At 72.0% G+C, this 20,792-nt stretch carries 22 protein-coding genes; 15 read left to right on the forward strand and 7 right to left on the reverse strand.

All coding sequences use genetic code 11. From position 1 onward, the window contains the following. Window positions 1-51: 51 nt before the first annotated feature. The 4 genes from HD593_RS05865 to HD593_RS05880 form a co-directional block, all read right to left on the reverse strand. Window positions 52-732, reverse strand: coding sequence for a FadR/GntR family transcriptional regulator (locus HD593_RS05865; protein ID WP_185101122.1), 681 nt, complete (start codon window positions 730-732; stop codon window positions 52-54). A 25-nt stretch (window positions 733-757) separates the two neighbouring features. After that, window positions 758-1,780, reverse strand: a complete 1,023-nt coding sequence (locus HD593_RS05870) for an MBL fold metallo-hydrolase (RefSeq protein ID WP_185101124.1) — start codon at window positions 1,778-1,780, stop codon at window positions 758-760. A 63-nt stretch (window positions 1,781-1,843) separates the two neighbouring features. After that, window positions 1,844-2,959, reverse strand: a complete 1,116-nt coding sequence (locus tag HD593_RS05875) for a steroid 3-ketoacyl-CoA thiolase (RefSeq protein WP_185101125.1) — start codon at window positions 2,957-2,959, stop codon at window positions 1,844-1,846. Window positions 2,960-3,001: 42 nt separating this feature from the next. Beyond that, window positions 3,002-3,991: a sigma-70 family RNA polymerase sigma factor gene (locus HD593_RS05880; protein ID WP_185101127.1), complete on the reverse strand. Its 990-nt coding sequence runs from the start codon at window positions 3,989-3,991 to the stop codon at window positions 3,002-3,004. A 106-nt stretch (window positions 3,992-4,097) separates the two neighbouring features. On the opposite strand from HD593_RS05880, the gene HD593_RS05885 reads away from it, so the two are divergent. Genes HD593_RS05885 through HD593_RS05895 form a run of 3 tightly spaced genes read left to right on the forward strand, consistent with a single transcriptional unit; the run spans window position 4,098 to window position 5,544 of the window. Next, window positions 4,098-4,436, forward strand: coding sequence for an ArsR/SmtB family transcription factor (locus HD593_RS05885; RefSeq protein WP_185101128.1), 339 nt, complete (start codon window positions 4,098-4,100; stop codon window positions 4,434-4,436). Next, the gene (locus HD593_RS05890; RefSeq protein ID WP_185101129.1) at window positions 4,433-4,909 is read left to right on the forward strand and encodes an SRPBCC domain-containing protein; all 477 of its coding nucleotides are present in this window, start codon (window positions 4,433-4,435) and stop codon (window positions 4,907-4,909) included. The genes HD593_RS05885 and HD593_RS05890 overlap by 4 nt, the downstream gene beginning before the upstream one ends. Then, window positions 4,906-5,544 carry a dihydrofolate reductase family protein gene (locus HD593_RS05895; protein ID WP_185101130.1) on the forward strand — a complete coding sequence of 213 codons (639 nt, stop codon included), beginning with the start codon at window positions 4,906-4,908 and terminating at the stop codon, window positions 5,542-5,544. The genes HD593_RS05890 and HD593_RS05895 overlap by 4 nt, the downstream gene beginning before the upstream one ends. 199 nt (window positions 5,545-5,743) lie before the next feature. Here HD593_RS05895 and HD593_RS05900 read toward each other — a convergent pair whose 3' ends face one another. Next, window positions 5,744-6,394, reverse strand: coding sequence for a TetR family transcriptional regulator (locus tag HD593_RS05900; RefSeq protein ID WP_246546333.1), 651 nt, complete (start codon window positions 6,392-6,394; stop codon window positions 5,744-5,746). A gap of 187 nt (window positions 6,395-6,581) precedes the next feature. Here HD593_RS05900 and HD593_RS05905 point away from each other — a divergent pair, with 187 nt between their 5' ends. From HD593_RS05905 to HD593_RS05930, 6 genes are read left to right on the forward strand one after another with little or no spacing between them, the layout of a single operon-like run. After that, window positions 6,582-8,267 carry an AMP-binding protein gene (locus HD593_RS05905; protein WP_185101131.1) on the forward strand — a complete coding sequence of 562 codons (1,686 nt, stop codon included), beginning with the start codon at window positions 6,582-6,584 and terminating at the stop codon, window positions 8,265-8,267. Beyond that, entirely contained in the window at window positions 8,267-9,307 is a 1,041-nt protein-coding gene (locus HD593_RS05910) for an acyl-CoA dehydrogenase family protein (RefSeq protein ID WP_185101132.1), read from the forward strand. Before HD593_RS05905 ends, HD593_RS05910 begins: the two co-directional genes overlap by 1 nt. Next, window positions 9,307-10,461 (forward strand): acyl-CoA dehydrogenase family protein, encoded by a 1,155-nt coding sequence (locus HD593_RS05915; protein WP_185101133.1) that lies wholly within the window; start codon window positions 9,307-9,309, stop codon window positions 10,459-10,461. The genes HD593_RS05910 and HD593_RS05915 overlap by 1 nt, the downstream gene beginning before the upstream one ends. Beyond that, window positions 10,458-11,453 (forward strand): bifunctional MaoC family dehydratase N-terminal/OB-fold nucleic acid binding domain-containing protein, encoded by a 996-nt coding sequence (locus HD593_RS05920; RefSeq protein ID WP_246546336.1) that lies wholly within the window; start codon window positions 10,458-10,460, stop codon window positions 11,451-11,453. Before HD593_RS05915 ends, HD593_RS05920 begins: the two co-directional genes overlap by 4 nt. Continuing rightward, on the forward strand, window positions 11,450-11,827 hold the full coding sequence (locus tag HD593_RS05925) for a MaoC family dehydratase (RefSeq protein ID WP_185101134.1): 378 nt from the start codon (window positions 11,450-11,452) through the stop codon (window positions 11,825-11,827). The genes HD593_RS05920 and HD593_RS05925 overlap by 4 nt, the downstream gene beginning before the upstream one ends. A gap of 14 nt (window positions 11,828-11,841) precedes the next feature. Further along, a complete protein-coding gene (locus HD593_RS05930) occupies window positions 11,842-13,017 on the forward strand; it encodes a lipid-transfer protein (protein ID WP_185101135.1) in 1,176 nt (391 codons plus the stop codon). Between the two features lie 15 nt (window positions 13,018-13,032). Here HD593_RS05930 and HD593_RS05935 read toward each other — a convergent pair whose 3' ends face one another. After that, window positions 13,033-13,491: a carboxymuconolactone decarboxylase family protein gene (locus HD593_RS05935; protein ID WP_185101136.1), complete on the reverse strand. Its 459-nt coding sequence runs from the start codon at window positions 13,489-13,491 to the stop codon at window positions 13,033-13,035. Window positions 13,492-13,584: 93 nt separating this feature from the next. Here HD593_RS05935 and sigJ point away from each other — a divergent pair, with 93 nt between their 5' ends. Continuing rightward, on the forward strand, window positions 13,585-14,475 hold the full coding sequence (gene sigJ / locus HD593_RS05940; RefSeq protein ID WP_185101137.1) for an RNA polymerase sigma factor SigJ: 891 nt from the start codon (window positions 13,585-13,587) through the stop codon (window positions 14,473-14,475). A 46-nt stretch (window positions 14,476-14,521) separates the two neighbouring features. On the opposite strand, the gene HD593_RS05945 is transcribed toward sigJ, so the two are convergent. After that, the gene (locus tag HD593_RS05945) at window positions 14,522-16,396 is read right to left on the reverse strand and encodes an RNA polymerase sigma factor (protein WP_185101138.1); all 1,875 of its coding nucleotides are present in this window, start codon (window positions 16,394-16,396) and stop codon (window positions 14,522-14,524) included. Window positions 16,397-16,687: 291 nt separating this feature from the next. Between HD593_RS05945 and HD593_RS05950 the strand changes: the two genes are divergently transcribed. From HD593_RS05950 to HD593_RS05970, 5 genes are all read left to right on the forward strand, one after another. Then, entirely contained in the window at window positions 16,688-17,746 is a 1,059-nt protein-coding gene (locus HD593_RS05950; protein WP_185101139.1) for an ABC transporter ATP-binding protein, read from the forward strand. Further along, complete coding sequence (locus HD593_RS05955; RefSeq protein WP_185101140.1) at window positions 17,739-18,467, forward strand: ABC transporter permease; 729 nt, start codon at window positions 17,739-17,741, stop codon at window positions 18,465-18,467. Before HD593_RS05950 ends, HD593_RS05955 begins: the two co-directional genes overlap by 8 nt. Continuing rightward, window positions 18,464-19,156, forward strand: a complete 693-nt coding sequence (locus tag HD593_RS05960; RefSeq protein WP_185101141.1) for an ABC transporter permease — start codon at window positions 18,464-18,466, stop codon at window positions 19,154-19,156. Before HD593_RS05955 ends, HD593_RS05960 begins: the two co-directional genes overlap by 4 nt. A gap of 39 nt (window positions 19,157-19,195) precedes the next feature. Further along, the gene (locus tag HD593_RS05965) at window positions 19,196-20,122 is read left to right on the forward strand and encodes an ABC transporter substrate-binding protein (protein WP_185101142.1); all 927 of its coding nucleotides are present in this window, start codon (window positions 19,196-19,198) and stop codon (window positions 20,120-20,122) included. A gap of 130 nt (window positions 20,123-20,252) precedes the next feature. Next, the gene (locus HD593_RS05970) at window positions 20,253-20,741 is read left to right on the forward strand and encodes a flavin reductase family protein (RefSeq protein ID WP_312903370.1); all 489 of its coding nucleotides are present in this window, start codon (window positions 20,253-20,255) and stop codon (window positions 20,739-20,741) included. The last annotated feature ends 51 nt before the right edge of the window (window positions 20,742-20,792 follow it).

Genomic DNA, 20,792 nt, shown 5'->3' on the forward strand with positions numbered 1-20,792 from the left:
CGCCCCGGCGAACGTTCGCGGAGCGCAGCCCTCCGATGTGTGCGTACGGCGTCAGTCGAGCTCCAGCGCCCGGCGCAGCCACGACTCCACGCCCGCCACGTGCACGGTCGCCCAGGAGCGGGCGACGTCGGCCTGGCGTGCGGCGATGGCCTCGTAGATCGCGGTGTGCTGCTCCCGCGTCTTGTCCATCGCCCCCTCCTGCGTGAGCCCGCGCCAGATCCGCGCCCTGGTGGTCGGCCCGGACAGGCTCTCGATGAACGAGCAGAGCACGCTGTTGCCCGACCCCTGCGCGATCCGGAGGTGGAACTGCAGGTCGTTGGCCACCAGCTCCTCGACGGTGGGCCGCTCGGGCAGCGACTCCAGGATCACGCGCAGCTCGGCGATGTCGGCGTCGGTCATCTGCTCCGTCGCCATCGCGGTGGCGGCCGGCTCCAGGATCCTGCGCACCTCGAAGAACTGCAGCACCGTGTCGTCCCTGTGCAGGTCGAGCACGAACGACATGGTGTCGAGCAGCAGCCGCGGCTCCAGGCTGGTGACGTACGTGCCGTCGCCCTGCCGCACGTCCAGCACGTTGATCAGCGAGAGCGCGCGTACGGCCTCGCGCAACGAGTTGCGTGACAGGCCGAGCCGTTCGGCGAGGTCGGCCTCCTTCGGCAGCCGGTCGCCGGGCGCCAGCTCGCCGGAGAGGATCATCTGCTTGATCTTGTCGATGGCCGCATCGGTGACCGCCACGCTTTTCTCCCTAGACATCGGATGTCTAGGAGTCTAGAGCGTGGAAGCGCACGGCATCGACACCTGGGAGGCGGCGGATCTGGCCCCTGGCCTCCAGGGTGCGCAGGTGCGCCGCGGCCTCGCCGGCCGCCATGCCCCTCAGCGGGGGCGGCAGCTCGTCCCACGGCCTGTTCCACGTCATCATCGCGGCGACCTCCCAGATGGTCAGCGGTTGCGGCCGCTGGTCCAGGAGGGCGCGCAGCCGTTCGAGTTTCTCCTCGTGATGGTGGCGGATCTGAGCGGCGCGTGCGGCCACATCAGGAAATATCCACTCATGTGCGGGGAGAGCGTCGAGCGGTCCGAGGTCGCCCACGCGGTCCAGGGACTCCAGGAAGTCGCCCAGGGGATCGATGTCGTCCCGATCGTACGGATAAATCCCGACATGAGGGGTGATGTCGGGGAGCACGTGGTCGCCGGTGAACAGCCGGTCCGCGTCCTCCAGGTGCAGGCAGATGTGCCCCGGCGTGTGGCCGGGGGTGTGCACCGCGCGCAGCTTGCGGCCCGGCAGGTCCACCAGGTCGCCGTCACGCAGCTCCCGGTCCGGCAGCGCGGGCGGGGACGGGCGCTCGCCCGCCACCTGCCTGGCCTCGCCGGGGTCGGCCCCCGCCCGCCTGAGCATGTCGGCCTGGAACGCCTCGTGCTTGCTGCCGGCGTACTCGGTCATGAGCCTGACCAGCGCCGCGTCGCTCTCGTGCATGGCGATCCAGGCGCCGGCCACCTCCCTGACCTGCCCGGCCAGCCCGGCGTGGTCGGGATGGAAATGGGTGACGACCACCCCGCTCACCGCGCTCACGTCCAGCCCGACCGCGGCCAGGCCGCCGCTGAGCGCCTCCCAGGCGTCGGGATGGTTCCAGCCGGCGTCGACCAGCACCGGGCCCCGGGGCGACTCGATGGCGTAGACGAGCGTGTAGCCGAGCGGGTTGCCCGGGATCGGCACCGGCACGCTCCACACCCCGCCGCCGAGGCCCTGCGGCCGTTGCTCGGCGTACGGCCTGCGCCTGGACTTCATGTGCCCCCCGAGAGATGAGTGCGTACGTGCTCCGAGCGCCGGATGCGGCGATCGGATACCTGATCAGCCGATGCGTTCAAGAATGGTGGCCGTGGCCAGCGCGCCGCCCGCGCACATCGTGACCAGCGCGGTCGCCGAGTCCGACCGCTCCAGCTCGTGCAGCGCCGTGGTGATCAGCCGCGCGCCCGTGGCACCCACGGGGTGGCCGAGCGCGATGGCGCCGCCGTTGACGTTCACCCGGTCGAGGTCGGGCTCGTGCACGCTCGCCCAGGACAGCACGACCGAGGCGAACGCCTCGTTCACCTCGAACCTGTCGATGTCGCCGATCGCCATGCCGGCCGCCGCCAGCACGCGTGCCGTGGCCTCCACGGGCCCGTCCAGGTGGTAGTACGGCTCGGCCCCGACCAGCGCCTGCGCCAGGATCCTGGCCCTGGGCCGCAGCCCGTGCCGCCGCGCCGCCTGCTCGCTCATCACCAGCACGGCCGCCGCGCCGTCGGAGATCTGCGACGAGGTGCCGGCCGTGTGCAGCCCGCCCTCGACCACCGGCCTCAGCCCGGCCAGCCCTTCCACGGTGGTCTCGCGCAGGCCCTGGTCCCTGCGGACGTCGCCGATGGGCACGATCTCCCGCTCGAACCGCCCGTCGGCCCACGCCTTGCCGGCCCGCTGCTGCGACCGCGCCCCGAACCAGTCGAGCCGCTCGCGCGTGAGCCCGCGCCGCCGCGCGATCCGCTCGGCGGCGGTGAACTGGTCGGGCAGGTCGATGCTCCAGTCGTCCGGCCTGGGCCTGGCAGGACGCACGTTGCTGCCCAGCGGCGCCCGGCTCATCACCTCGACCCCGCACCCGACGCCGGCCTCGATCACGCCCGCGCCGATCATCGCCGCGGCGAGGTGCACCGCCTGCTGGGAGGAGCCGCACTGGGCGTCCACGGTGGTGACCCCCGCCTGGTACGGCAGCCCGGCGTACAGCCACGAGTGGCGGCCGACGTGACCGCCCTGCTCGCCGGCCTGGGTCACGCAGCCCGCGAAGACCTGCTCCACGGCCCCGGGATCCAGCCCCGCGCGCTCGACGAGCCCGTTCAGCGCCGCGGCCAGAACCTGTTGCGGTTTGAGCTCCGACAACCATCCCGCCCGCTTGCCGATGGGCGTGCGAACGGCCTCGACTATTACCGGTGTGCCCATGGCCGCCTCCAGAACGACGCTCTGGCGCGACTGTAACGCGTTCTACTTTGTTTCGGAACCCTCCCACTTGGCCGGCATCCCGAACGTCTCGAACAGCGTCTCCTCGAAGAACATGCCGACGTGGCCGACCCGCTCGCCGGAGAACGTCAGCACCATGATCGCGAACTGCTCGTAGACGTCGCCGCGGCGGTGGTAGACGGCGAAGGCCGGCTGGCCGTTGGCCCCGATGGGCACCAGCTTGAGATCTCCGGCCTGCTCGGCGGGGCAGCGCGTGGCGACGAGCCTCGCGATGTTCTCCGGCCCCTGGTACCAGCCGACGAACGGCGGCATCTCCCACACCGCGTCCTTGGTGAACAGGTCCACCAGGCCGTCGATGTCATAGTTCTCGAACGCCGCCACGTACTGGTCGAGCAGCGCCTGCTGCTCCTGCGTCAGCGGCTCCACCGGGTCGTCGAGGCTCGGCGACACCTCGCTGAGCTGCGCCCTGGCCCGCTGCAGGATGCTGTTGACCGCCGCCGTGGAGGTGCCGACGGCCTCGGCCACCTCGGCGGCCTTCCACTTCAGCACGTCGCGCAGGATCAGCACGGCCCGCTGCCGGGGCGGCAGGTGCTGCAGCGCGGCGATCAGCGCGAGCCGGATGCTCTCGCGCGAGGTCACGATGGAGGCGGGGTCGTCGCCGGTCACGCCCGCCAGCGTGTCGGGCACGGGCTCCAGCCACGGCACCTCGCCGTCCTGCACCAGGGGCGCGCTCGCGTCGAGGCTCGGCGCGCCGAGGCCGGTCGGGAGTGGCCGCCTGGAGCGGCTGTCGAGCGCGGTCAGGCAGGTGGTGGTGGCGATGCGGTAGAGCCAGGTGCGCAGCGACGAGCGCCCCTCGAAGTTCTCGTAGCCGCGCCACGCGCGTAGGTACGTCTCCTGCACGAGGTCCTCGGCTTCGTGCACCGAACCCATCATGCGGTAGCAGTGCGCCAGCAGTTCGCGCCGCATCGGATCAGCCAGCCGGAGGAAATCCTCGTTCGTCGGCTTGTCGGTCATACCACCCTGTATAGCCCCCGCCACCGACAGAAACTCGAATCCTTTGACAAGCCGACACGAAACTTAGCCCTTGCGCTTACCTTCGCCGCTCCCAATACTTAGCCTCATGGCACAGTATTCGGCGCAACTGGACGGCGTGTTCGTCGCCCTCGCCGACCCGACCCGGCGCGCCGTGGTCCGGCGCCTCGGCCACGGGCCCGCAAGCGTCGGCGACCTCGCCCGCGAGTTCCCGATGACGCTCCCCTCGTTCATGAAGCACGTGCGCACGCTCGAGTCGAACGGGCTCATCCGCACGCTCAAGTCCGGCCGGGTACGCACGTGCGTGCTCAACCGCGAACGCCTCGCCCTCGTCGACGACTGGCTCGCGGAGCAGCGCCGGATCTGGGAGGAGCGCACCGACCGCCTCGAACAGTTCGTCACCGACCCGGAGGAGAACAACCGGTGAATCCCGATCTCGACCTGGTTCTGGAGCGCGTCATCCGCGCCCCGCGCGCGACCGTCTGGCGTGCCTGGACCGACCCGTCCAGGCTCGAACGGTGGTGGGTCCCCGCGCCGTCCCGCTGCCGGGTGGACCGGCTGGACCCGAGGCCGGGAGGGGCGTTCGTGACCCGGCTGAGCGACGGCGGCGCCGCGTTCGCCCCGCACCTGGACGCCTGCTTCCTCGCCGTGGACGAGCTCGAACGCCTCGTGTTCACCAACGCGATCACCAGCACCTGGCGCCCGGCGAACCCCGACCCGGTCGCCATGACCGCCACCGTCACGCTGGACGACCACCCCGACGGCACCGCCTACCGGATCCTCGTCCGGCACGGCGACCCCGAGGCCCGCGCCCGCCACGAGAAGCTCGGCTTCGCCGACGGCTGGGGCACGGTCACCGCCCAGCTCGCCGCCCTGGCCGAAGGCACGGTGACCCCGTGAAGATCACCCTCACCGAGTTCGTCACGCTCGACGGCGTCAGCCAGGGCCCCGGCTCGCCCGACGAGGACACCACCGGCGGCTTCACCCGGGGCGGCTGGCTCGTGCCGCACCTCGACGAGACGTTCGTCCGGCGCACCTCCGAGTGGCTCGACCTCGCCGACGGCCTGCTGTTCGGGCGGCGCACCTACGAGGCGTTCGCCCGCGACTGGCCGAAGATCACCGACCCCGCCGACCCGTACGCCGCGCGGATGAACACCCTGCCGAAGTACGTCGTGTCCAACACCCTCACCGAAGGCACCTGGCACCCCACGACCGTGCTCGGCGGCGACCCGGTCCGATCGGTCACCGCGCTCAGGGCCCGGCCCGGGCGGGAGCTGCAGATCCACGGCAGCGCCCGCCTCGGGGACACGCTCCTGGCGGCGGGCCTGATCGACACCCTCCGCCTCGTGATCGCTCCCACCGTGCTGCGGACCGGCCGGCGCCTCCTGTCGGGCCAGGGCGCCACGTCCGGCCTGCGCCTGGTCCGCCACGAGGCGACGCCGAGCGGCCTGCTGCTCCTGGAGTACGAGCCGGCGGGGCAGGCGTCGCAGGGGCACTACGAGGGTGTCGCCGAGTTCGTGGGGCGTCAGGGCTGAGGCCCGGCCACAAGCGTCGGGGCTGGGGCCCGGTCACGAGCGTCAGGGCTGAGGCCCGGCCACGCCGACGGCCCACTGTGCGCGCCGTAACGGCGGCTCGCCACTGACGGGTTCAGCGGCCGTGTTCCTGGAAGGCCCCCGGCCGGAGTGCGGCGGCGGGTGGGGGGCGAAGCCGTAACGAGTGGTCGGGCGCGGAAGCTCAGATGTCGGCGAGCAGGCGGGCGGCGGCGGTCTCGATGCGGCGCTGGATCTGGTCATACGTACGGCGGCCGCGCAGCATCTCCAGCAGCTCCTGCACCCACACGCTGGACAGCGACCCCGCGAGGTCGAGCTGCTCCTCGCTGGCCTCCTCCAGCGACAGCCCGTCGGCCGAGACGCGCAGCAGCAGCCCCGTCATGCGGTCGCCGAACGGGGTCTGCACCTCCGCCAGGATCAGCGACCGGATCAGCGCGTCGGCCAGCTCCGGCTCGCGCATGAGCCCCCGCGTGGCCCGCATGAGCACGTCGACCGCGCGGCTGGAGGGCGTGGCGGCTCCGGGCGGGCGGCGCTCGATGCTGCTCTCCAGCAGGTCGATCTCCTCGCCGACGACGGCCACGACGAGGTCCATCTTGGACGGGAAGTATCGATAGAGCGTGCCAAGCGCCACGCCCGCGCGCTCGGCCACCGTACGCATCTGCATGGCCTCCACGCCGCCCCGCGAGGCGAGCGCGGCGGCGGCCTGGACGATGCGCTTGCGACGTTGATGCTGGCTGCGCGTACGGACGCTGTGCCCGCCCGGCGCGGGGTGGCTTTCCAAGGGTCCCTCGGTCTCGCTCGGGGGCGCGGTGATGGCGGGCTGCGTGGTACGCATAAGAACACGTTATCTGATTTCTCGATTACGCGGCTTGTTACTCGCGGGTCACAAACGAGCCGTATTGGCCCATGTCTCCGGCGTTACACGGATATATCTGGACTTATCCCAAGGAGTGGATACTGGACAGCAATTAGAATCTGTTCTAGTTTGCGAGTCGGCTTACCTAGCGCTTGCTGGAGGAGCGATGACCGCGGACACGCTCGCCTCCCTGCTGCTCGCCCGGGCCGAGGACGACCGGCCGGGGCTGGTGCACGAGGGGAGGGTGTGGTCGTGGCGCGAGCACGTCGCGGCCTGCCGGGCCGCCGGGGCGCGGCTGTCCGCGCGAGGAGCGGGGACGCACGTCGGGGTGCTCGGTGAGAACGTTCCCGAGCTGGTCGTCCTGATCGGCGGCGCGGCGCTGGCCGGGCACGTGGTCGTGGCGCTGAACCCGACCCGGTCGGTGGACGAGCTGATCCGCGACGCCCGCGCCACCGACGTGGACCTGGTCCTGGCGGACGAGTCCTGCGGCGGGACCGCGCGGGCGGTGTCTGAGGCGCTGCGCGTGCCGTCGCTCCCGCTCGCCTCGGAGGCTGCCGTGTCGGGGGCTGCCTCGGCCGAGGCCGGCGTGCGGTCGGAGGGCGTTGCGCCGGCTCCGGGGGACCTCGTGATGCTGATCTTCACCTCCGGCACGTCCGGGCGTCCTCGGGCCGTGCGGATCACGCAGCGCAAGCTGGCCGTGCCCGGGGTGAGCCTGGCGGCGATGCTCACCCCGGAGGACGCCGTCTACTGCTCGATGCCGCTGTTCCACTCCGGCGCGCTGATGGCGGCCTACGCCCCCGCCGTCGCGTCCGGGGCGGCGCTGGTGTTGCGGCGGCGCTTCTCGGCCTCGGGCCTGCTGCCCGACATCAGGCGATACGGCTGTACGTACCTCCACTACGTCGGAAAGGCCCTCTCCTACGTCCTGGCCACCCCGGAACAGCCCGACGACGCCGCCAACCCGCTCAAGATCGCGTTCGGGAACGAGGGCAGCGCGGTGGCCGTCAGGAGGTTCGGGGAGCGGTTCGGATGCCTGGTCATCGACGCGTTCGGCTCCACGGAGACCGCCATCTCGCTCACCCCCGACCCCGCCGGGCCCCCGGGCTGCCTGGGCCGCCTGCCCGAGGGCGTGCGGATACTCGACCCGCTCACCACCCGCCCCTGCCCGCCCGCCCGGATCGAGGACGGCCGCCTGCTCAACCCGGACGAGGCCATCGGCGAGCTGGTCAACACGGCCGGGCTCGGCCTGTTCGAGGGGTACTACAACGACCCGGACGCCGACGCCGAGCGGATCAGGGACGGCGCGTTCTGGTCCGGTGACCTGGCCTACGCGGACGCCGGCGGCTACGTGTTCTTCGCCGGCCGGGGCACCGAGCGGCTGCGCGTGGACGGCGAGAACCTGGCGGTCGCGCCCATCGAGGCGGCGCTGCGCGAGTTCGGCGGGGTGGTGGAGGCGGCGGTGTACCCGGTGCCCGACCCGGCGGCCGGCGACCAGGTCATGGCGGCCCTCGTCCTGGAAGCCACCCCGGATCCGGCGGCGGCCGCCCCGGGAGCCCCTGCCTCGGGAGCCGCCGGGTCGGGAGTCTTTGATCCGGTCGCGTTCGCCGCGTTCCTGGCCTCGCGCCGGGACCTCGGCGCCAAGTCCCTGCCCCGCTTCGTCCGGTTGTGCCGGGAGTTACCCCAGACGGCCTCGCACAAGGTCATCAAGCGGCACCTCGCCAGGGACGCCTGGCGCACCACCGACCCGGTGTGGGTACGCGGCCCCGGCGGGCTGCGGCTGCTGACGGAGGCCGACGTGAAGGGGATCGAGGAGGAGTTCGTACAGCACGGCAGGCAACACCTCTTGGAGACGTAGTGGATTTCAACCTGGACGAAACCCAACAGGATCTGAAGAAACTGGCCGCGGAGGTGCTCGCCAAGGACGGCGGCGAGGAGCGGCTGCGGCAGGCCGGGCTGATGGACGTGTGCGTGCCGGAGGAGGCGGGCGGGGCCGGGCTCGGGCCGGTGGAGATGGCCGTGGTGCTGCGCGAGGCGGGCGCCCGGGCCGCCATGGTGCCCGCACTGCCCACCCTGGCCGCCACCCTGCTCCTGGCCCGCCACGCCCCCTCCGGCCGGCAGCACCACCACACCGGCGACCGCACCGGCCACCTCGCTGGCCACCTCGCTGGCCGCCTCGCCGGCCGCCTCACGCTCGCCCTCCGCGAGCCCGCCCGCGCCCTCGCCGACCCACCCACGACCACCGCCCGCCCCGCCCCCGCGAGCCCGGCATCGGAAGGCGGGTGGGTGCTGAGCGGGCGGAAGGTCTCGGTGCCCTACCCCTCGGCCGAGGTGCTGGTCACCGCCGACGAGGGCCTGTTCCTGGTGCGGGAGCCCGCGACGGCGGCCGAGTACACCTCCACGGGCGAGCCCGCCGCCACGATCGTGCTCGACGGCACCCCGGCGGAGCGGGTGGCGGGCCAGGAGGCGGTCACAGACGCGCGGCGGATCCTCATGGCGGCCGTCGCCGCGCAGGCGAGCGGGGTGCTGGCCGGCGCGCTGGAGCTGACGACCGCCTACATCAAGCAGCGCAAGCAGTTCGGGCGGGCGCTGGCCGAGTTCCAGGCCGTGACGATGCAGATCGCCGACGTCTACATCGCCGCCAGGGCGCTGGACGTGGCCATGTGGTCGGCCGTCTGGCGGCTGGGCGAGGGCCTGCCGGCGGACGAGGACCTGGCGCTGGCGGCGTACCACGTCAGCGAGGCGTCCAGGGCCCTCTACACCTGCCAGCACCTGCACGGCGGCCTCGGCCTCGACGTCACCTACCCGCTGCACCGCTACTTCGCCCAGGCCAGGCACCTGTCCCAGCTGCTCGGCGGCGCCGACGCCCAGCTCGACTTGATCGGAGCGCTCGTCTGATGCTCATCGACCTCACCCCCGAGCAGCGCAGGCTCCGCGACGAGCTGCGCGAGTACTTCCAGGCCTGCCTCACCGCCGAGGACCGCGCCAAGATCGCTGAGGATCCGTTCGGCGGGGCGTACATGGAGCACTGCCGCCGGCTGGGCCGCGACGGCAAGCTGGGCCTCGGCTGGCCCAAGGAGTACGGCGGCAGCGGCTACGGCCCCCTGGAGCAGCAGATCTTCGCCAACGAGATCGCCCGGGCCGGGGTGCCGTACCCCATCATCACGGTGCAGACCGTGGGGCCGACGCTCATGCAGTACGGGACGGAGAAGCAGAAGGAGCACTTCCTGCCGCGCATCCTGGCCGGCGAGTGCCACTTCGCGATCGGCTACAGCGAGCCGGAGGCGGGCACCGACCTGGCCTCGTTGCGGACGACGGCGGTGCTGGACGGCGACCACTACGTCGTCAACGGCCAGAAGATCTTCACCAGCGGCGCCCACTACGCCCAGTACATCTGGCTCGCCGCCCGCACCAACCCCACGGCCAAGAAGCACAAGGGCATCACCATGATGATCGCCTCCACGGACGACCCCGGCTTCTCGTGGACCCCGATCGTGACCATGGACGGCCGCCACCACACCAACGCCACCTACTACTCCGACGTGCGCGTACCGGTGGACATGGTGGTCGGCGAGGTGGACCGGGGCTGGGACCTGATCGTCAACCAGCTCAACCACGAGCGCGTCACGCTCGGCCCCGCGGGCAACCTGGGCCAGACCTACGACCGCTTCCGCGCCTGGGCCCGCCGCACCGGCCTGGACGCCGAGCCCGACGTACGGCGGGCACTGGCGAGAGTGTGGGCGGCCTTCCGCACGAACGAGCTGCTCAACTGGCAGGTGGCGGCGAACATGGACCTCGGCTGGCTCGGCGCCCCCGACGCGTCGGCCACCAAGATCTACGGCTCCGAGCGCATGCAGGAGATCGGCAGGATCGTCGGGGACGTCCTGGCCAGGTACGGCGACCCGTCGGACCCGGAGACGGCCGAGCTGCTCGAACGCTTCGACCACGGGGTGAAGGGGGCGGTGGTGCTGACGTTCGGCGGCGGCGTGAACGAGGTGCAGCGCGAGCTGATCGCCATGCTCGGCCTGAGCCTGCCGAGGCCCCCGCGATGACCGACCGCACCGCCTCCACCGACGGCACCGAACGCACCGAAGGCACAGAAGGCACCGAAGGCACAGAAGGCACCGAAGGCACCGAGCGCAGAACGATGACGGACGAGGAGCTGCACGAGCTCGCCGGCAAGCAGACGGCGCTGGGCGAGGTGCGCGGCGCCCCGGCCGCCGACCCCGTGAACGTCCCCATGATCAGGCACTGGCTGGCCGCCATGGGCGACGAGAACCCGCGCTACCTGGAGCAGGGCCTGGCCCCGCCCGCGATGGCCCAGGTGTGGACGATGCCGGGCCTGTCCAGAGGGCAGAAGGAACGCTCCCCGGTCGACGACATGATGAGCGCGCTCAACGACAGCGGCTACACGGGCGTGGTGGCCACCAACTGCGAGCAGACCTACCACCGTTACGTCCGCGTCGGCGAGCGCCTCACGCCCGCCACCAGGTTCTCCGGCCTGGCGGGCCCGAAGCGGACGGCGCTCGGCGTCGGCTACTTCGCCACGTGGAACATCACCTGGTACACCGAGGACGACGAGCCGGTCGCCGACATGATGTTCCGGGTGCTGAAGTTCCGCCCGCCGGCGGCGAAGGCCGCGGAGCCGTACCCGCTCCAGCCTGCCGTCAACCAGGACACCGCGTTCTTCTGGGAGGGCGTGAACCGGGGCGAGCTACGCATCCAGTCCTGCGCCGACTGCGGCGAGCTGCGCCACCCGCCGGGCCCGCTGTGCCCGCACTGCCGTTCGGCCGAGCGCGCGTACCGGCTGGCGAGCGGCACGGGCACCCTGTTCAGCTACGTCGTGCACCACCATCCGCCCGTGCCCGGCAGGGAGACCCCGTTCGTGGTGGGCGTGGTGGAGCTGCCGGAAGGCGTGCGGATCGTGGGCAACGTCGTGAACTGCCCCGTCGAGGAAGTGAGGATAGGCATGCCGCTGCGCGTGACGTACCGCCGGATGGACGACCGGCTCGTCCTGCCCATGTGGGCGCCGGAGGAGCCATGATCGGGGACGCGCTGCCAGAGCTGTCGATCGACCTCACGCCCACCATGGTCGTCTCCACGGCCCTGGCCACCATGGACTACACGCCGGTGCACCACGACACGGCGCTGGCCCGCGCCCAGGGCTCCACGGACATCTTCCTGAACATCCTGACCACCATGGGCCTGGTCGAGCGCTACGTCACCGACTGGGCGGGCCCCGAGGCCGTCATCAGGAGCATCGACGTCAAGCTGGGCGTGCCCGCGTACGCCGGCGACCGCCTGACCTTCAGCGGCACGGTCGTCGCGGGCGAGGGCGCCCGGCTCACCGTCGAGGTACGCGGCCGGGTGAGCCTGGGCGAGCACGCCACCGGCACCGTCACGCTGGAGGGCCAGTGAGCGCGGGAGGGACTGTGAGCGCTGGAGGGCAAGTCGGCACGGCCATCGCGGGCATCGGCGCCACCGAGTTCAGCAAGCGGTCGGGACGCTCCGAGCTGCAACTCGCCGCCGAGGCGGTGCTCGCGGCGCTGGACGACGCCGGACTGTCACCCGGCGACGTGGACGGCCTGGTCACCTACAGCCAGGACGCCAACCAGGAGATCGCCGTCGCCAGGGAGACGGGCATCGGCGAGCTGACCTTCTTCTCCCGCGTCGAGTACGGCGGCGGCGCCGCCTGCGGCACCGTCGCGCACGCCGCCATGGCGGTGGCCACGGGCGCGGCCCGCACCGTGGTCTGCTACCGGGCCTTCAACGAGCGCTCTGGCCGCCGCTTCGGCCAGCCGAACGCGGGGCTCACCGGGCAGCCCAGCTCCCAGGGGCTGGAGATGAGCTGGCACGTGCCGTTCGGGCTGATGACGCCGGCGGCGTGGGTGGCCATGTTCGCGCGGCGCTACATGCACGCCTACGGCGCCACCTCCGCCGACTTCGGCCGCGTGGCGGTGGCCATGCGCAGGCACGCGGCCACGAACCCGGCCGCCTGGTTCCACGGGAGGCCGATCACGCTGGAGGAGCACCAGGTGTCCCGGTGGATCGTGGAGCCGCTGCACCTGCTCGACTGCTGCCAGGAGAGCGACGGGGCGGTGGCGCTGGTGGTCACCTCCACCGAACGGGCCCGCGACCTGCGCCGTTCCCCGGCCGTGATCGCCGCCGCGGCGCAGGGGGCGGGCGCCGGCCAGATGATGATGACCAGCTACTACCGGGACGACATGACGGGGCTGCCGGAGATGTCCGTCGTCGGGCGCCGCCTCTGGGAGCTCTCGGGCCTGTCTCCCGCCGACATCCAGACGGCCATCCTGTACGACCACTTCACCCCGTTCGTGCTGACCCAGCTCGAAGAGCTGGGCTTCTGCGGGCGTGGGGAGGCACCCGGCTTCCTCGCCGACGGCGGCATCGAGCTGGACGGCCGCCTCCCGGTCAACCCGCACGGCGGGCAGCTCGGGGAGGCGTACATCCACGGCATGAACGGCATCGCGGAGGCCGTCCGCCAGATCAGGGGCACCGCGGTGAACCAGCTCCAGAACGTCACCAACGTCCTCGTGACGGCCGGCACCGGCGTCCCCACCAGCGGCCTCATCCTGTCGGCCGGGTAACGCCCCCGGGGAGGCTCAGCCCGTCCAGGCGCCCGCGACCTGGCGGGTGGAGGCGTTGAGCCGGTTCCAGAGGTTGACCAGGCCGATGCCCATGATGATCCCGGCCAGCTCGGTCTCGCTGAAGTGGTCGGCGGCGGCGCTCCACACGTCGTCGGGCACCGGGTCGGACCGGTCGTTCAGCCGGGTGGCGGCCTCGGCGAGGGCGAGGGCGGCGCGTTCCTCGTCGGTGAAGTACGGCGCGTCCCGCCAGCCAGCCACCGACCAGAGCCGCTCGTCGCTCTCGCCGTGCTTCTTCAGGTCCCGCGCGTGCATGTCCACGCACACGCTGCACCCGTTGATCTGGCTGCAGCGCAGGTAGACGAGGTTGAGCAGCTGTCTGGAGACACCGGCCGCGTTGACGGTCTTCTCCAGGGCCATCAGGGCCTGCATGGCGTCGGGCAGGACGAAGGCGGGCTGGCCCATCCGTGCTTCCATCGGTCACTCCAAGGGTCCCGGGGCCGATGACGTCACATCGGTCCGCTTTCATGGGTCGAAGCATTGACGCGGGCGGACGAAGGAATGTGACAGGTGAACGACGACGAATCGCTGACCGGCCTCTTCGAGGCGCAGCGGGGTCAGCTGCGGGCTGTGGCGTACCGGATGCTGGGGTCGGTGAGCGAGGCCGACGACGCGGTGCAGGAGACGTGGCTCAGGCTCAACCGCACCGACACCGCCGACGTGCGGAACCTGGGCGGCTGGCTCACCACGGTCGTGTCCCGCATCTGCCTGAACATGTTGCGCTCCCGCGAGCACCGCCGCGAGGACCCGCTGGAGGAGCGCATGCCGGAGCCGGTGGTGAGCCCGGCGGGCGGCGCCGATCCCGAGCAGGAGGCGCTGCTGGCGGACTCGGTGGGGCTGGCGCTGCTCGTGGTGCTGCAGCAGCTGGAGCCGACGGAGCGGCTGGCGTTCGTGCTGCACGACCTGTTCGCGGTGCCGTTCGAGGAGATCGCGCGGATCGTCGACCGTACGCCCGCCGCCACCAGGCAGCTCGCCAGCCGGGCCCGCCGGCGGGTGTCCGGGGCCGCCCCGTCGCCGGACCCGGACGTGTCGCGGCAGCGCGAGGTGGTGGACGCGTTCATGGCGGCGGCCCGCGACGGTGACTTCGACACGCTCGTGTCGCTCCTGCACCCGGACATCGTGCTCCGCACGGACGTGGGTCCCTCGGCGGCCAGGGGCTGGAACGAGCTTCGCGGGGCGCTCACGGTCGCGAAGCAGGCGCTCATGTTCCGGCGGATGGCGCCGTTCGCCCGCCCGGTGCTGGTCAACGGCACCGCGGGGGCGCTCATGGTGCTGGACGGGCGGACGACCGCCGTGGGGGCGTTCACGATCGTCGACGGCAAGATCGTGACCCTGGACATCCTCGGCGACCCGGCGCGGCTGGGCGGCTTCGACGTGGCCGCGCTCACCGGCCGGTCCTGACCGCGTGTCCGGTGGCGGGCCTCCAGGTCCGCCACCGGAGCGGTCGTCATGGGTCCACGAAGACCGGCATGGAGAAGAACACGATCATCGCGATGGCCACGCAGAGCAGGAACCCGACGAGCTCCCAGACCCAGTCGTGGTGGCGGTCCTTGCGGCGGCGCACCTTCTTCGGCGGGCGGCCGCTCTCGGGGCGTCGCTTGGGGGCGGGCCTGGCCCGTACCGGGCGCGGGTCCAGGAGGGACGAGCCCGCCGGCCGGCCCTGCTTGCGCGGTTCCGCGCTCTGCCGCGGCCTGCTCAGCGGCTTCTCCAGCGGCCGGTCGAGAGGTCTGTCCAGCGGCCGCTCCCGCGGTCTGTCCAGGGGCCTCTCCAGCGGCTTCTCCAGGGGTTTCTCGAGCGGCCTGCCGAGGGAACCCGCCTGGTCCTGCTCGTCCTCGCGGGTGTCCGGCAGCCGGTACACCGGCTCGGCGGCGGGCTTGGGACGGGGCTTGGCGCGGGGCTTGAACAGCGGGGCCGCCGGTCCGCGCACCGGCTCCTCGGCCCGTGACGCCTGCCGTCGCGGAGCCGGCGCCGGCGGCGCGCGGAACCCCTCGGGAGCCGCCGGCGGCGCGCGGAACCCCTCGGGAGCCGACGGCGGCCTGCGGAACTCCTCCGGCGCCGATGGCGACCTGCGGAACCCCTCGGGAGCCGACGGTGGCCTGCGGAACTCCTCCGGTGTCGGCTGGGGCTCCAGCGGCTGCCGGCGGCGTTCCTCGGCGGGCGTCCGCCGCGGCGGGGGGAGCGGCAGGGACGGGTCACCGTGGACGAGCACGTCGCCGGTCATGTACGGGTCCGGCGCGTCCTTGGGCAGGATCACGTCACCCGTCGCGAACGGCTCGGCGGCCGTCGGGTCGGGGGCCGCCATGAAGAACGGCCGCTCCCGCGCCGACGCCCCGGAGGACGGCCCGGCGACCCACCGGTCACCGGCGTACGGCACCGAATCCCGCCGCTCACCATCCCGCCGGTCGCCGGAGACCGGCCGGTCGCCGGTGGAGGGGGTGCGCGGCCGGAGCTCGCCCAGCGGGTCCCGCAGCGTTCGCGCCGACCCGAGCGGATCCCGCAGCGGCGGCCCCGGGTCGAGCACGTCCCTCGGGGGCGAGAACGGGTCGCGGAGCTTGGGCATCGGGGCGGTGGTCGCCTCGTGCACGGGCGTTTGCGCCGCCGAGGGCGGTGTCAGCAGCTCGGCCGGGAAGATCACCGTGCTGGTCGCCGGATCGGCGTCCGCCAGCGGTTGCGGCCACATGGGCGGGCTGGGCCAGCGGGGCTTGACGAACAGCGGTGCGGGCGCCGCCGTACGGGAGCCCGCGAAGTGGATGCGCAGCGCTCCCGGCGGCTGCGGCCACGGCAGGCGGCCGAGCACGTCGCGCAGCGGCGCGACGCCGAGCGCGCCGTAGACGTCGGCCACCGGCTTGGGCACGCGGACCCCGGTCGAGGCCAGTGCCGTTCCGAGCGACTGGCGCAGGCGGTGCCCCGCGCCCACCGCCAGCTCCTCGGCGGTGTCGGGCGCGACGTCGAGCACCCAGGCCAGTTCGGCCTTGCTGAGCCCGCACACCGCGCACAACACCAGCACCTCGCGCTGGTGCGGGCGCAGCTCGCGCAGGGAACGCTCGACGAGCGCGGTGGCCGGGTCGATGAGCGGGTCGACGGCGGGCGGGGAGTAGACGATGTCCCGCCGGTGGATCTCGCGGCGGGCGAAGGCGTAGAGCGCGGCGCGGGGCGGCGCGGTGGCGGGGACGCTGCTGAGCACGGCCACCAGGACGTCGGAGGCCGAGCCGAGGTCACCGAGCTGGTCGGCACAGTACGCGAACAGCCCGGCGGCATGGAGGTCGTAGAGCTCTGCGATCAGTTCTGCACGATGGCGCTGATCGGTGAGCGACTGAGACACGGGGCCGGTTCCTCTTGCTGGATGCGGACGCTGGGGGTGAGAGGCGCGTCAGGAGTTGTGAGCTGATGCGTCAGGAATGGTGAGGGTAATCATGCCAACACACCGTGGTCCGGCGCACTACCAGATCCAGATTTCATACGAATCTCCCAGCTCAAGTGAAGCGTTTCAGGAAAACCCGAGGGGACAGGTCGGTACGAGCCGCCGTAGTCTGTGGGTTCAGCAGATCATGCGGCGGTCGTGGCACGGGGGCTGCGGCGCTGCCGCCGGAGGCCCCGAAGCGAGAGTTCGCGCGTGATCACATTCGAGTCTGTCACCAAACGCTATCCGGACGGAACGGTCGCCGTGGACGACCTCAGCCTGGAGGCGCCCACCGGCGAGATCACCGTGTTCGTCGGCCCGTCGGGCTGCGGGAAGACCACCTCGCTGCGGATGATCAACCGGATGATCGACGCCACCGAGGGCCGGATCCTGCTCGACGGGAAGCCGGTGCAGGGCATCGACCCGCCGGCGCTGCGGCGCGGCATCGGGTACGTCATCCAGCAGGCCGGCCTCTTCCCGCACCGGAAGATCGTCGACAACATCGCGACCGTCCCCTACCTGCTGGGCTGGGACAGGAAGAAGGCCCGCGCCGCGGCCATGGAGCTGCTGGAGCGCGTCGGCCTCGACCCCGCGCTCGCCGGCCGCTACCCGTTCCAGCTCTCCGGCGGCCAGCAGCAGCGCGTCGGCGTGGCCAGGGCGCTGGCCGCCGACCCGCCCGTGCTGCTCATGGACGAGCCGTTCAGCGCCGTCGACCCCATCGTCCGCACCAACCTCCAGGACGAGCTGCTGCGGCTGCAGAGCGAGCTGAACAAGACGATCGTGTTCGTCACGCACGACATCGACGAGGCCATCAAGCTCGGCGACCGGGTGGCGGTGCTGCGCGTGGGCGGCAGGCTGGCCCAGCTCGCCGACCCCAAGACGCTGCTGTCGGAGCCGGCCGACGACTTCGTCCGCGAGTTCCTCGGGCAGGACAGGGGGATCAGGCGGCTGCGTTTCATCTCCACGGCGGGGCTGCGGCTGCGTACCGACCTGACCGTGCCCGAGGGGTTCGACGGCAGCACGTCCGAGCCGTGGCTGCTGGTCGTGGACGGCGACGGCCGGCCGGTGGGCTGGCGGCGCGGCGATCGGCCCGGCGAGCTGGAGCCCGCCGGCACGTACGAGCACGGCCGCGACAACCTGCGCTCCGCCCTCGACGCGGCGCTGCTGTCGCCGTCCGGCTGCGCGGTGGCCGTGGACGAGCGGGGCAAGGCCGTCGGCGTGGCCACCAGGCAGGCCCTGGACGAGGCGCTGGCGGAGGCCGCAGATGGGTGACGGGCCTCCCTCCATCTGGGAGTGGATCGGGCGCAACTGGGACACCGGCCGGGCCGACAGCATCAGGAACCTGCTGACCGACCACCTGACGATGTCGCTGGTGCCGATCGTGCTCGCGCTGCTGCTCGCGCTCCCGCTCGGCCTGGCCTCCATCCGCTGGCGCTGGCTCTACCAGCCCACGGCGGGGTTCATGAACATCGTGTACGCGCTGCCGTCGCTGCCGGTCTTCATGCTGCTGATCTCGGTGACCGGGCTGTCGCAGACCACGGTGATCATCCCGCTGACCTTCTACGGCATGGCCGTGCTGATCCCGGCCGTGGTCGACGGGATCGACTCGGTGCCCGACCACGTACGCCAGTCGGCCGTGGCGATGGGCTTCACCCCGCTGCGCCGCCTTCTGCAGGTGGAGCTGCCGATCGCGGTGCCGGTGGTGCTGGCGGGCATGCGGGTTGTCGCGGTCTCCAGCATCAGCCTGGTCAGCGTGGGGGCGCTGATCGGGCAGGGCGGGCTCGGCGGGCTGTTCACGCGGGCGTACCAGAACCCGTTCATGCCGCCGGTGATCGTCGGCATCGTGCTCATCGTCCTGCTCGCGCTGATCGCCGACGGCCTGCTGGTCCTGGCGCAGCGGCTGCTCACTCCGTGGGTACGCGCGCGTAAGGGGCAGACGGGCCGGAAGCGGAAGGCCGTCCAGGTACGCGCACGGAAGGGGACGGTGGCGTGAACTGGCTGACGTCGTTCCTGAGCTGGCTGGGCGAGTTCTTCGGCAACGGCGAGAACTGGTCGGGCTCCGGCGGCATCCCCATGCGCCTGCTGGAGCACCTGGAGTTCTCGGCGCTGGCCCTGCTGCTGGCCGTGCTGATCGCCGTGCCGCTGGGCCTGGCGATCGGGCACACCGGGCGGGGCGAGCTGCTCGTCGTCGTGTCCGCGAACCTGGCCAGGGCGCTGCCCACGCTGGGCCTGCTGGTGATGTTCGTGCTGCTGCTGGGCACGGCCTCGATCTGGCCGGTGATCATCCCGCTGGTGCTGCTGTCGGTGCCGCCGATCCTGGTCAACACGTTCGAGGGGATCAAGGGGGTCGACCCCGAGCTGCGCGACGCCGCGTACGGGATGGGGCTGCGCGGCGGGCAGGTGCTCGGGCGGGTGCTGGTGCCGGTGGCGCTGCCGCTGATCCTGCTCGGCTGCCGGTTGTCGGCCATCCAGGTCGTGGCCACCACCACGGTCGCCGCCTACACCGGGCTGGGCGGCCTCGGACGTTACGTGATCGACGGTTTCGCGACCAAGGATTACGCGAGCGTCGTCGGCGGTTCAGTACTGATTGTGCTGTTCGCGCTCGTGGTGCAGGTCCTGTTCGCGCTCGTCCAGAGAGTGACGGTCTCTCCGGGGGTGAGCCAGCGACTGAAGGTCCGATAGTCTCCTATATTACCTCCCGCTTTAGAAGGGAAATGCAAGATGAGACGCAAGTACGGCGTCGCCGGAGTGTTCCTCACGGCGATGCTCGCACTCGCCGCCTGCGGGGGCGGCGGCAGCACCGGGGGCAACCCCCTCGACACGACGAGCGCCGCTCCCACCGGCTCGGCTTCGAGCGCTGGAGGTAAGGCCGTCATCGGCTCCTTCGACTTCGACGAGAGCGTGCTGCTCGCCTCGATCTACGCCCAGGCACTGGAGGCCAAGGGCGTACAGGTGGAGGAGAAGCCGCGGATCGGCAGCCGCGAGGTCGTCTACGACCAGGTCAAGAGCGGCGGCCTGACGATCGTCCCCGAGTACAACGGCAACCTGCTCGCCTTCATCGACCAGAAGGCCACCGCCGCCACCACCGACGAGGTGAACACGGCGCTGAAGGAGAAGCTGCCCGCCGAGCTGGAGGTGCTCGACTCCTCCCCGGCGGAGGACAAGGACAGCCTGTCCATCTCCAAGGACACCCAGACCAAGCAGTCGCTGAACACGATCGAGGACCTCGCCAAGGTCTCCAAGGACATGATCGTCGGCGGCCCGCCCGAGTTCAAGAACCGGTGGGAGGCGCGCTTCAAGGAGGTCTACGGCCTGGAGTTCAAGGAGTGGAAGCCGACGGGGCCCACCACCTCCGACGCGATCAAGGACGGCTCGATCCAGGTCGGGAACGTCTTCACCACCGACCCGAAGATGGCCGCCAACAACCTCGTGGCGCTGCAGGACCCCAAGAACATCTTCCCCGCCCAGAACGTGACGCCCCTGCTGAACAAGGCCGCGGCCAGCGAGACCATCAGGACCACCCTGAACGGCATCTCGGCGAAGCTGACGACCGACTCCCTCCTGCAGATGATGCAGAAGATCTCCGTCAACAAGGACGAGCCCGCGGTCGTGGCCAAGGAATGGCTGACCACCAACGGTCTCGGATGACCTCCGCGCTCCGGGCCCCCGGTCACCGGGGGCCCGCGCGGACGGCCTCGCCACCGCGGGCCTCTGAAGGCCGGGCGCCCGTGCGGACGGTCTCGCCACCGCGGGCCCCGGGAAGCCGGGGGCCCGTGCGGTGAGCGAGTTGTTCACGGAGGCGATGGCGCAGCTCGCCGCGGGGGTGGCGGTCGTGACCGCGCGCGACGGGCGCGACGACCTCGGCACCACGGTGTCGGCGCTGATGTCCGTCTCGCTGGAGCCGCCGCTGGTGCTGGTGAGCCTGGCCAGCCGCGGCTACCTCAACGAGGTCCTGCTCCGGCAGGACCGCTGGGCGGCCTCCCTGCTGTCGTCGGGCCAGGCCGCCGTCGCCAGCCGCTTCGCCACCGCCGGCCGGCCCAGCGCCCGGCTGCTCGTGGCGGGCACCCCGCACCACCGGGGCCCGCTGACCGAGGCGCTCGTGATCGAGGGCGGGGTGGCCGCGATCGAGGCCGAGACCACCAAGGTGGTCCCGGCCGGCGATCACACGATCTTCATCGCCGCCGTGCTGGCCGTCGACTACGTCGACGCGTCCCTCCAGCCCCTGGTACGGCTACGCGGCCGCTACCGCTCGACGGCCGCCACCTGACGCAGGGCTCCCCGACCGCGAAGCCCTCGGGCGGTCAGCGGACGGAGTACC

This window comes from Nonomuraea rubra, from assembly GCF_014207985.1.
GTDB classification, from domain to species: Bacteria; Actinomycetota; Actinomycetes; order Streptosporangiales; family Streptosporangiaceae; genus Nonomuraea; species Nonomuraea rubra.